General features: G+C 41.6%; 7 protein-coding genes and 1 riboswitch. Of the genes, 1 reads left to right on the top strand and 6 read right to left on the bottom strand.

Translation table 11 applies throughout. From position 1 onward, the window contains the following. Nucleotides 1-17: 17 nt before the first annotated feature. The 6 genes from C9J38_RS03180 to C9J38_RS03155 form a co-directional block, all read right to left on the bottom strand. A complete protein-coding gene (locus tag C9J38_RS03180) occupies nucleotides 18-902 on the bottom strand; it encodes a hypothetical protein (protein WP_107205837.1) in 885 nt (294 codons plus the stop codon). Then, nucleotides 902-2,653, bottom strand: coding sequence for a DUF3696 domain-containing protein (locus C9J38_RS03175; RefSeq protein WP_107205836.1), 1,752 nt, complete (start codon nucleotides 2,651-2,653; stop codon nucleotides 902-904). The genes C9J38_RS03180 and C9J38_RS03175 overlap by 1 nt, the downstream gene beginning before the upstream one ends. A 639-nt stretch (nucleotides 2,654-3,292) precedes the next feature. Next, on the bottom strand, nucleotides 3,293-4,477 hold the full coding sequence (locus C9J38_RS03170) for a restriction endonuclease subunit S (protein ID WP_107205835.1): 1,185 nt from the start codon (nucleotides 4,475-4,477) through the stop codon (nucleotides 3,293-3,295). Next, nucleotides 4,474-6,051: a type I restriction-modification system subunit M gene (locus C9J38_RS03165; protein WP_107205834.1), complete on the bottom strand. Its 1,578-nt coding sequence runs from the start codon at nucleotides 6,049-6,051 to the stop codon at nucleotides 4,474-4,476. The genes C9J38_RS03170 and C9J38_RS03165 overlap by 4 nt, the downstream gene beginning before the upstream one ends. A gap of 175 nt (nucleotides 6,052-6,226) precedes the next feature. Further along, entirely contained in the window at nucleotides 6,227-9,664 is a 3,438-nt protein-coding gene (locus C9J38_RS03160; protein WP_107205833.1) for a DEAD/DEAH box helicase family protein, read from the bottom strand. Between the two features lie 79 nt (nucleotides 9,665-9,743). Then, nucleotides 9,744-11,228, bottom strand: coding sequence for a sigma-54-dependent Fis family transcriptional regulator (locus C9J38_RS03155; RefSeq protein WP_107205832.1), 1,485 nt, complete (start codon nucleotides 11,226-11,228; stop codon nucleotides 9,744-9,746). A gap of 264 nt (nucleotides 11,229-11,492) precedes the next feature. Then, nucleotides 11,493-11,593, top strand: a riboswitch (TPP riboswitch). A 100-nt stretch (nucleotides 11,594-11,693) separates the two neighbouring features. Between C9J38_RS03155 and thiD the strand changes: the two genes are divergently transcribed. Continuing rightward, nucleotides 11,694-12,539 (top strand): bifunctional hydroxymethylpyrimidine kinase/phosphomethylpyrimidine kinase, encoded by an 846-nt coding sequence (thiD, locus tag C9J38_RS03150; RefSeq protein ID WP_107205831.1) that lies wholly within the window; start codon nucleotides 11,694-11,696, stop codon nucleotides 12,537-12,539. Nucleotides 12,540-12,610 lie beyond the last annotated feature (71 nt).

Raw genomic sequence — 12,610 nt, 5'->3', positions numbered from 1 at the left:
CATTTTTATATTTATCTTTATCCCAAAAGCTCACAGCTTTCAGGGTATTGTTTTTGGTATTCTTCGATCCGTTTTTTGGTCTCTCTGTATTCTTCCAAACCACATAAGCTGATGCTTAAATGGTCAGACTGAAGCCCCTTTTCTGGCGCAACAGCAAAGCCTTGCCCAGCCTTAATTGCTGCTTTATCAGTCAGTACATATCTATCGTGGATAAACTGATTTGGTACTCGTACATAACTGATTTTTATTGCTGTATCGAGCAAGTGTTTATATTCACGGTCAAACACCCCCGAAAGATTGCTGCACTCCATCGTAGTAACAAGCGTTACTTTCTTTATTTCACCTAACATCGCTTTTTTTAAAATGGCTTTAAATAACGCGTTGTTTGGCAATTTAAAGTAGGGATCGGCAATAATAAGCTCTCTACCAACATGTATTAATGGCTCCACCACCGATACAATGTCTTCGATACTTTTATCAATCCAACGTGTTGGCGGCATTGCCCATATTTCCGCCCCCTCGATGATTTGCTCATAATTAATGTAAGCAGAACCATCTTTTTCAGAAACAACGGCATTAAAACGTCGCAACGATTGTTGTGCCCCAATCCATTGCAGCCAATTCTCATAACCCTTTTGGGTCGTTAAACCCGCGCGATCTGTAGGTAACACAATTAACGGATGCGCCTTTTCCCTTTGTAACTTATTAAGAAAATTCGTCACCGATTTTTGTTTTGTCGGCGAGATACTAGAAGCCTTAACACATTTGTAAGCCTCCCTGACCCATTCTTTGGTAGGCGCAATAACATAACGCCCGCTTTCAAACCCAAACGCACTTTTTAACAGACCGTAATAATGAAATTCAGACATACAGTGAGGATCGAGTGCTATCTCTTTATACATCAGAACAACTCCTCATCCCTTTCATCAAAGAAGCCGTTAGGCCAATCCGTTTCAAGATCGCCATCATCAGTTAATAATGTTCTATGCGCGATAACGCCAGACTCAGCAGTTTCGAGATAAATAATCGAGATATCTTCTTTTTTAACCGGCGTTAAATGTTTAGCCAAAGTGCCCTCAGTGGTTTCACGCACACGACGGAGTAAACGTAAAATTAAATGTTCGCTGTGGGTTTCTATCAAAAACTGATTTTTCTCATCAACTTGGGTTAATAAATCCCCCAGCCCAACTTGTGCTTTGGGATGTATATGTAACTCGGGTTGCTCAACGCAAATTAACCCTTTATTCGCGTAAGCGGCTGCGACAATTAAAGGAAATACCTGAGAAACACCGGCACCAATATCTGCGGCTGATACTTCAATATCATTATGCAGATCCCAAAGCGTAATATTTTTTTTACGGTAATCCATGGTGGCAATATAAGGCGCAGGCAACGCTTCATCGCGCCCGCTGTCAATTAACTCCTGCGTTGCCTCGCTGAAACTATCGGGATCATGGATATATTCAATCTGGCCTTGTTCACATTTACGAACCAGCGCATAGCCTAAATCCAACTGATCTTTACCTGCCAACCAATGGTTTATTTTTGATAACAACTTTTGCTCAGCATGAAAAACAAGATCCCAACTGGCTTTTCCGTTGTACCAGTCTCTTTGCTTAATATTGGTGTCTGCATCAAAGGTCGAATCAGGAATATGGCGCAGTGGACCAATGGTTAAGCTGTCTTGCAGCAACTCCTGTAAGTTATCTAAACTGGCAACAAAAATATCACTGAATATTTCTTCTATACGTTTGGTATTTAATGCATCATCCGCTTCAATACTGGTTGTTAGCACTTTGCCAAGCTGAGGAAGTACTCCCCCCATCGATTTGTACTGAAATAACGCATGTTGCTGTTCTTGTTGAAGGTGTCGACTGTACATGGTTTCTGCTTCTGAGGTTGCAGACGCCAAAACAAAATCATGAAATTCTCCACAAAACCCCAAAGTACTCGCTTCATGCCCACTAGATATTGATGAATGAACACCTTGCCCCTTGTCTTGACTAGCAAAGTCAGGATGAAATACACCACCAGCCTCTGTTGACGCGACCCACTCATCTTGCTGATCGGTAATTAGCAATGGATGGAGATAATTCACAGCATGGACCTGCGCGTTCGGTGAATATTCCGTATTGACAGATTCAGCAATAAACTCGTCGTCTAACCACACAGCCTGACGACACACAAAGGCGGTATTTGCTGCCTGCGACCAAGCAATTTCGATTTCGACAGCAATCTTATTGGCCCACTCTATCGGGCTACTCATCGATAACAGCTTACGTTGTGTGCCTAATGGATCGTTATTTTCTCTTTCTTTACAATCATCAATAAAAAACAAACTATCGTCATAGCTATGACCAGCCATGACTTCAGGTTTTTGATATTCCACCTTGATCGTAATATTTTTAGATAAATCTTTGCCATGAACGAGATGTTGAAAACCACCGACATACTTGTTATTCATCGCTTCAAGGCGCTGTGGGTTGCACTGGCCTTTTTCGACTATCTGTTGCAGGTAGAATAGCGCCATCAGTACCGTACTTTTCCCCACACTATTAGGGCCAAAAAGCAAAGTAACAGGGGCAAACTCAATGGTTTGAGTTTGTTTAAAAGAGCGGAAATTGGTTAGTGATAACTTTGTAATCTTCATCATTCATTATTTTTCGTTATTGATTATTCGATTTTTGCCTATATAAAAACAGTCACTTAGATAAAAAGCTAACACCTGCTTAGATATAATCACAGTTTGAACATCACAATTTATAAATAATTTTAATTTTAAAGTTTCGCAATGTTATGCAAAGCAAACATTTGAAATTAATTGCAAAAAATAACTTGTCACTTCCAGCCTTTGTTCTAAAAATTTCACTGCCTAGCAGCAACACTTCAATCGTCACCAGAGCCAGCCTATATAAAGCGCCTATCCTCTGTTGTTCTTAGATACTTCCAATAAACACGCCAAGTTGTAATCAATTGTTTTTACAAGAAATAGATGAAAATCACCCAGTATAAAAAGTAAAATAATTTACTAATAGTAAATATTTTTACAGACATAACAGTGAAGAAAAGTATGAGGGCAGGAATCGACTAGAGTGCGGATTTTCAAAGCAATAATAGATAAATGAGTGTTTGATGACGTAGCGACAGATGCTTGAGACATATCCCGATCTCTGGGCTTTAGGATTATAGGAAAAATGAGAATTGAGGGTTTACGATTGAGAAATTATTAGCGCAGCTTAATTGAAACAATAAACGTTAATTAAAAAGAGGCATCTGAAGATACCTCTGAAATTTATAGTTGGCCTGAGAAAGCTTTTTGGGAAAGAGCACTAAAGTTGTCGTCCGAAAGCGAACCTGCATCGTTCAACTTTTCTACCTTATTTTTGACTAGTGACGCGATTTCCATAAATTGCAGCCTAAGACTTTTTGGGGGAAGTAGTATGTTTAGTCTTCTTAAGTCTGTTAGATGTAGGTGCTTAATAGCGACTCCTTTTGTACTTTTAAGCATCATATATTTCGTGGGATTTGAACGCAGGTAGTGGAGTAGATATTCAGGTTCAATAAGCTCTTTGTTTAATTTAAACAAAGCAGCACTTTCGAACAGTGAAAATTCTTTATCAACTTCAACTATTGCAGGTGTACCCAAGGAACCACTTTTGCTAAGAAGTACATCACCTTTTTCGGGATTACAACGCCTAATCAAGTCATTGTGCTCATCCGTTGAAACAAATTTAGTGTCACTCCAATCAAGCCCCCAAGGTTTAATATTTTTTGCTGACAAAAACGGTACACCTTCGGAAGTATAGGTAGGAGTTTTATGTGTTCCATCAGTAACCTTATGGGTAACATCTGCTAACTCCACTACCTCCCACCCCTTCGGATTCGTCACCGGATCACCAAACATGTCCAAAAACACGCTGCGTAAAAACTCATCGGCAAGTTCTATCGCTTGCTTACGCTTTTGGCGAATGGCATCCGCTTTATCCAAAATAGCCGCAATGCGTTTTTGTTCTTTTAGTGGTGGCAGTGGGAGCTCTATTTCCTCTATTCGAAAAAGCGCTAATTTTGGTTGACTGGTCGCTTTTTTCTTTGATTGAATTTGATCTTGACCTTGCGTCGTCAAAAACCAAATCAGGAAATTTTGATCAAGCAATTGACCGTCTTTAATTACTAATTTTGCGGCATTTTCTGTTAAGTTGGCTCCATCAAGCGATGACGGTATTTTCCCAACAATTCCTATACTGCCAGCAATTGAAATATATACATCGTCTTTACTAATGGTGTACCTCTGAATTTTATTATGAGTTTCCTCTGTGATATATTTCAAGCCTTGGACATTCACAGATCCATTTATAAAATCAGTAACTCGTATATAAGGGTGCTTGGTTTCTGAGTTGTGATAAGTATCCCCCTTCGGTAATCGCTTTCCTCCTTTTACATCAACAAGATTACCCAGTTTTACAATTGGCCAACTCATAGCATCGACTCCAACTCATTAAGATCAGCCAGAATCTCATTTTCTAACGCTTTTAGTTTTCCAAGGATCACTTTTGGTTCTTCGTAGCTTTCTTGCTCGTACACCACTTCTTTATAGCGATTGATCGACAAGTCATATTTGTTCGACGTAATGTCATCTTTTGCTACCAAGAAGGCTTTTTGGGTTTTGTCCGCCCATTGCTCGGTTGACTCACCTGTCATCACCGCCGCTTGGTAGGCTTTGTACTGCTTAACCAAATCAGGCAAGTCGTTGTCTTTAATTGGGGTGCGCTTATCATCGAGCGATTTACCATCGGCTTGTACATCGTAGAACCACACATTATTGGTGCTACCACCTTTGGTGAAAATAAGAATCGCCGTTGAAACGCCCGCGTATGGTTTAAACACCCCGCTTGGTAACGAGATCACCGCTTCCAACTGGTTATCTTCCACTAGGTGTTTACGCAGGGTTTGGTGCGCTTTTGAACTACCGAATAACACGCCATCAGGTACGATGGTGGCGGTGCGGCCACCTACTTTCAACATGCGTTGAATAAGTGCCACAAACAGTAATTCAGTCTTTTTGGTTTTCACCACTTTTAAAATCGCAGGATCAACATCTTCTTCATCTAAGCTGCCTTTAAACGGCGGGTTCGCTAAGATGATATCGAAACCGTTTTTCGCTTCATCAGGGAAACGCTCAATAAAGCTTTGGCTCAATGTGTCTTGATAGTGGATATCAGGCTGTTTCACCCCGTGCATCACCAAGTTCATTGCTGCTACACGTAACATGGTTGAGTCAAAATCAAAGCCGTGGAACATGTCGTAATCGATATGCGTGCGTTTTTCGAGCAAGTCACCTGCGTATAAATAATTGAATACTGGCTTACCATGCACGTCTAGTACTGGCTTACCTTCTTTATCAAACGCTTGTTCTTTTTCGGTGCCTTCTGGTGAAGAGTACTTTTCTAGTAAGTATTCATAAGTCGATGATAAGAAACCGCCCGTACCACAAGCTGGATCACAAATGCGGTGAGTCTCTTCCACGTCTAACATTTCGATCATCGCACGAATAATATGGCGCGGTGTACGGAACTGACCGTTAATGCCGGCGGTGGTCAATTTAGACAATAAATACTCGTATAAATCGCCTTTTACGTCTTTGTTTTCTAAAGGCAGTTCACTGACTAACTCCACCGCTTTGACTAATAGTGATGGCTTTTGGATCATCAGTTGCGCATCTTTCATGAAGTCCGCAAATAGCGTGTCATCAGATGTGAGATCTTTGAAGTTCGGGAAGACTTCATCTTTTACGAGTGGGTATAACTTTTCTGCGCCAAGGTGACGGAAGTTTTCCCAGCGAATATGTTGTTTATCGTCTGCAAAGCGGCGGTTAAAAGGCTTACCTGTACGAGCACTGCGTTTTTCATCATTACGCTCATTCATGTCTAACATACGGGCGTACATTAAATAGGTAATTTGCTCAACAACGGTTAATGGGTTGGTAATACCGCCAGTCCAAAACTCTTCCCATAACTTGTCAATTTGGCTTTTTAATGCGCCTGATGTGATCATTTTTATTCTCTTTGTTTATTGCGCCAGCCCTTCAAAGTGAGGCCAGTGCGTTTTTATTGTTGTTATGCGCGTTAACGCTTTCTCGTGTAAAAAGAGTTTCGCGCTAAAGCGGCTGTTATCAAGCCGCTTATAATAATGCGTGGTAGTTTACTCGCTTGTTTCTTTATACCAAATGCTAATTTACGACTTTCTCGACACTTGTTTGTTTATCCCCCAAATGGACACTGAAGCGACGTACAAATTGTTCAACCACGTCGGCTTGTGCCGGGTTGGGGAATACGCCATCTAGCCCTGCATCATCAATTTGATTAAACGGCGCATCGTAGAGCTGTTCAATATCAACGCTACCGTAGCGACAAAGGTGGTTTTTAAGCATACCGATAAAACGCTGCTGTCTTGCGTTTAAATGGGTATGCACGTTTTGCACAAAAGCCGTAAACTCATTTTCTATTTGTTTTGCATCCATACCGACAATCGTGCGCAGGATTTGATCCAGCCCTGAGGTTGATTCAGGGAAGAACTCTTTAAGGGTTCGCAAGTCAACATTGGGGTTTTGGGTCAGTACCAAGGCGCTTAATGTCGCTAAGTCAGCTTCTGTTACCGCTTGCCCACCACGGATTTTTTGCAATACGTCGTTAGTGTCAAACAGTGGCGTTAAGGTCTTTTCTACCTCTTGGCGGTAGATTTCATAATCAACCGTGATGATGTCTGTTTTTATCTCTTCTGTTTGATAACGGCTTTCATCTTCACGTACATCAATCACAGGGATTTGAGTTGATGCTGGTGCTACCCCTTTATCACGTAAGTGAATCACACTGCGCAAGTTATGACGACAGGCCTCAACGGCAAAGTAATCGGCATCACTTAAGTAGTTCTGTTGTTGTATCTGTTTGATGGTTGTCGCTTTACTTCGCACTTCATTTAGGTGCATCGACAAGCTAGTCACCTTATCTAAAATAGGTTGCGCTTCAATATCTACCTTACTTGGCTGTTGTAATTTAGTCAGTTGCAGTTGAAGAAATTGCAGATCTAAACGAAGGGCTTCGCTTTCGCCTGTGGTTTTCTTCCATTGCATCAACGGCGCCATTTCATCAAACAACAACGTTTTGGTATCTGGCGCCATTTGCATTAAGCGTTTTTCTTCGCTCAATTGGGCTTTCAGCTTCCACTTTTCACGCACAGCAATGGTTTTATCATTGAGCGAATCGATATCCGCTTTGATCTGGTGAACAGCATCAGCAAAAATCTCCATTTCTGCTTTCTTTAGTGCTTCAACAGCCAAGTTGAGTTTGGCTTCAAACACTTTTTGCGGCAGAGATTTAGTTTGCGAACCTTCATCTTCTTCTGGGTTCATTTTGAAGTAATCAAAGTTTCCCCAATGGTCAAAAATTAAGAAGTGCTTTTTATCTAAACCAGGACCGTAGAGATTTGCACACAAGCGAGTACCACGCCCCACCATTTGCCAAAATTTCACTTTCGATTTAATCGGTTTCGCAAACACCAAGTTGACACATTCAGGGACATCAATACCGGTATCTAGCATATCGACCGATACCGCGATGGTAATGTCATCATCGTTCCCTTCTGCGCTTTTGAAGTTGTCGATTAACTCTTCAGCCCGTTCGTATTTAGAGTGGATCACGCGGCAGAAATTACCGCCTAAATCTGGGTACATTTCGCTAAATAGTTCAGCCAATAACTCTGCATGGGCAATGCTGCGGGCAAAGATGATCGATTTACCCGGCAGTTGGTTATCTTTATCTTTTAAGCCCTTTTCCATTAAGTTACGAATAATGGCTCGGTTGGTGTCTTTATTGAATATCGCTTTATCAATTTGCTTAGAATCGAAATCCAAGGTATTGGGATCAATGCCCTGATCTTCTAGCTCTGCAATTTGCTCATCCGTCAGTTCGCTTGCTTTGATCCCTTCACGTAAAAATTGCGTGGTATGGGTAACCACCTTAAACGGGACAAGGTTCTTCTCTTCAATCGCTTGTTCTAATGGGTAGTTTGCTGTGGGCAGTTTATAGTCACAGCCAAACAGTTGACTGGTAGAGCGTGAGATCATCTCAACTGGCGTTGCTGTTAGCCCCACTTGTAGCGCATCAAAGTATTTAAATAACTCGCCATATTTGTTGTAGATAGAGCGATGAGATTCATCGGCAATGATCAGATTAAAGTGACCGACATCGAACTCTTCATAGTTTTGGATCATGCCCGGGTAAGTCGCGATTACGATACGTGCATTGGAAGCCGCATCTTTTTTACTTTTCCCTTTGATGAAAAGTGGCTCTTTGGTGTGTTCATTAAACGCATGACCTGCCTGTTTACGTAACTCTTTTCGGTCACACAAAAACAGAACACGCTTCGCCCATCCCGCATCAAGCAGACGTTTTGCTAATGCTATAGATACACGGGTTTTACCTGTCCCTGTTGCTTGTACCACTAACGCTTTGCGGTGTTTGTCTGAAAAGCGTTCACAGACACGACTTATGCTTTCCATTTGATACATACGCCCTGCAACCTTGGTGTCGATAGGCGTGGTATTAAGATCTTGTTTAAGAGTACGTTGTTGGATCAGATATTGAAGGCTGTCTTTAGCGTAATAGCCAAAGATCGCGCGTGGTGCATAGCCTTGAGCGTCATCCCAAATATAAATTTCATAGCCGTTGGTGTAGAAAATCACAGGACGTTGGCTATAACGTTTTTCTAGCGCATCAGCATACAATTTTGCTTGTTCGCGCCCTGCTTTGGCATCTCTCTGTGTACGCTTCGCTTCAATGACCGCTAACGGTTTACCATTGTCGTCCCAAAGTACGTAGTCACAATAACCAATGCCTGTTTGCGTTGGCTGCCCATCAACTTCAACTTCTTTGGATACTTGCTCTGTACTCTCTTCATCAAGTGCAACATCCCAGCCACAGCTACGCAGATCTGCATCAATGATTCGCTTGCGAGTCTCTTGTTCATTAAAATCAAAGCTGCTCTTCATTGCTAGCGTATTGCTACGAAGTTTATCTGCTTTGGCTTGATCCACTTGTGCTTTAAGCTGTGCCGCTTCTTTCTGAGCCTGTAATTGAGCAAGCTTAGTTTCTTCCAGCTCTTTCAATGCCTGTTTTAAGATCTCATCATGCTGTTTAAGCTTTTGTTGTAATTGCTTATTCTTGCGCTTAAATTCGCCTTTGGATTCATCTTCTCTTTGGCTATTTTCAGGTGTGGTAAACGATGGGCAATCTTTTAGTTTACCCTCGCCATATGCCATAAATAGCCAGCAGCCAATGAAATAAGATTCTTTTAGCAACCAAATGGCATCGTGTTGGCTAACTTCGCCTTCATGAGCGGCTTTGTTTCCGCCTCGACGAACAGCGTGAAACTTATCAACAATGGTTTTATCAACGATAGATGTGAATGAACCGCTCACCAACTTATCATGCATAGAGGCGTTAGGTGCAACAGGAAGGTGAAGCTCGCGGTATAAGTAGCCTACGATTTTTTCAACGTAGCAGCGCAGTTTAACCAGTGCACTTTGCGGATCACTCACGGCATAGGTTTCAGCAAATGCGCCAAGCTCTGCCAACTCTGGCCACTGATTACGTAAATGTTCGAAATTCATGGACGTTTTCACCTTAGTTGCTCTCCTTTGATACCTATGCCTATCGCAACGTTTATGCCATTCGCTTTTCTTTGTTTCATCAAGCATCTAAATCGTACGTTTTAAGCCAATTATTCAATGTTTGATGATTTTTTAAACCTAATGATTTAGCAGCCTTAGATTTGTTTCCACTGGCAAAATCCATGGCAGAGATAATCGCATCTTTTTTAATATTATCAATATATTGCTGCAAATCGCCCGGAATATGGAACTTATCTTCAGCGGACGGTGTATTATCTAAACTTAATGTTGCTTTTTCGATATCCGCACGGCTTAGCTCTTTATTTTCAGACCATAGCGTAGCACGGTTCAATGTATTCCAAAGCTCACGAATATTACCCGGCCAGTGATGTGAAACGGTAAAATTTATTGCAGCATCGGAAATGTTTTTACTTTCAAACAGCGGATGCTTTTCCATCTGTTGATTGATGTCTGCCATGAACGTGGTAATGATGTCGGGAATATCTTCAGCGCGCTGCCTTAATGGCGGTAATGTGATAACGCCAACAGCGAGGCGATAAAATAAATCTTCACGAAACGTTTCATCAGACACCATACGAAATAAATCACGATGCGTCGCTGCGATTATCCGTACATCGATGGTGCGGGTAACGGTATCACCCACACGCGTGATCTCTTGTTGTTGTAACGCTCGTAATAGTTTGACTTGCACCACTAAAGGAAGCTCACCGACTTCATCTAAAAACAGTGTGCCGCCGTTTGCTTGCTCAAACAGTCCTTCATGATCACGCTCAGCTCCCGTGAAGGCTCCCTTTCTGTGACCAAATAAAATTGAATCGACGAGGTTTTCAGGTAGCGCACCGCAGTTGACGGCTTTAAATGGCTTTTGCTGTCGGAGGCTGGCTTGATGAATAGACTTTGCAAGTACCTCTTTACCCGTTCCGCTTTCACCTAATAATAATGCTGGTAGATCCGAATACGCTAAACGTTGCGCTTTTTTGACGGTTTCTTGCATTACGGCTGATTTGGCGGTTATTGAGCTAAAAGCACCCTCATTTTTAGGGTGTTTGGATACCAGTTGTGAAATCGCAGTAGATGAAGATTTCGCATACTCAGAGGCAAAATCTACCGGGATATCGACATTATTGATTTCCCCTTTTGGCGATGTTTGAACGAACTGACATTTAGCATTACCCTTGCCCAGCAGCACTGATACAACAGTCATGGCTGGGGTACCTGATGTCAGATTGATATACACCTGAGTCGCATCTGAGGAAACGTCACTCAATTGCTTTTGCATGACTTTCGTTATTGATAAATAATCAATCGGTGAAGTTAATCTGACACGTTTTATCTCTACTGATGTTTTAGAACGCCCAGCACATGCTAACTTTCTTTTTAACCAGTCCTTGTAGTCAAACCATTCGTCATCCCATGTACTCGCAAGAATAACGACGCTATCAAGCATCGGCCCTCTAAGAGCGAGGGTTGCAATGGAAGCTGGTTTATCTAGCTTCATTTGATCTAAATCTGTTCTACCAAGCCAGCTAAGCAGAGTTGCCATTTTAACGTCCGTGATTTTAGTTTTGTTTATTTTAATCAATCTGATGCGGTAAAGGTGTGAGGTAATCTACAGTGTCTTAACCGAGCAGTTGCATAATACATAATATGTCAATGAAACTAATATTGTTTTTATTGCTCGGGTTCTTTGTCGGGGAATGATTATTTCACCTGACCATTACATCTTTGGTTTTTATCTAACATGAATGCTGATGTAACCCCTTATTTTATAAGTACGTGACAACAAAACGTTTATCTATTAGGATTTGAGAGTTAGTCGGGGGGCATTACGCTGAGATCACAATTTAAGTGGGACCCGTTGAACCTGAACCAGTTAACACTGGCGGAGGGAACTAAATAAACAATATCCGTATTGTTTAGCCAAGTTATCACTGGATCTCATCACTTCACATCAACCGATCCTTTCATTACTTGGCACCGGTTCCTAACGCGTAATTAGGAATCTGTTATGTCATCACACACCAATAATACATCCCATGTTACAACGCCTATCGTTTTAACTATTGCTGGCTCTGACAGTAGTGGTGGCGCGGGTATTCAAGCCGATATCAAAGCTATTTCAGCAACTGGTGGCTATGCTTGTTCGGTGATCACTGCAATTACGGCGCAAAACACCCAAGGTGTTAGTGGTATTCTTCCTATTCCTCTTGTGATGATAGAACAACAGTTAGATGCTGTTTTTACCGATCTAAATATTCAGGCAGTTAAAATAGGCATGCTTGCCGATAGTGACATCATCACGCTAGTTGCGAACAAAATAAAAGAGTACAAGCCACGCTATCTTGTGATTGATCCCGTTATGGTTGCCACCAGTGGTGACTTATTATTACAACAGTCAGCCATTAGTACATTAAAACAAAAACTACTTCCATTAGCTGATCTCATCACGCCTAATTTACCTGAAGCCGCTGCGCTGACAAACAGCGAGATCCCACACAATCATACAGATATGTTGGGATTAGTCAGCAAACTGCGTGACATACAAACAAAAGCCATACTGCTTAAAGGTGGGCACCTAGAAAGTGATTCAGAAAGTAATGATTTATTGATATTAAGTGACGATATTATCGAGCTAAAAACAAAACGTATTGATACCCACAATACCCATGGTACTGGCTGTACCCTCTCTTCAGCTATTGCTTCTTACCTTGCTCAAGGTTATTCGATCGAACAAGCAACACAGCGTGGCAAAGAATATATTACCTCTGCCATTTCAGCCGCTGATCAGCTCAATATTGGTCGTGGTCATGGCCCTGTGAATCATTTTTTCACTCATGATCCAAATAGATCGTAATAAGTGGAATATCATATAGCGTGATATAAAAAAGCGGTGATTTTACTCACCGCTTTGATTTATATAGTAAA

It is taken from the genome of Photobacterium sp. GB-210, from assembly GCF_003026075.1.
Classification (GTDB): domain Bacteria; phylum Pseudomonadota; class Gammaproteobacteria; order Enterobacterales; family Vibrionaceae; genus Photobacterium.
The sequence above is the reverse complement of the archived record's forward strand: the minus strand, read 5'-3'. Positions and strand labels throughout refer to the sequence as shown.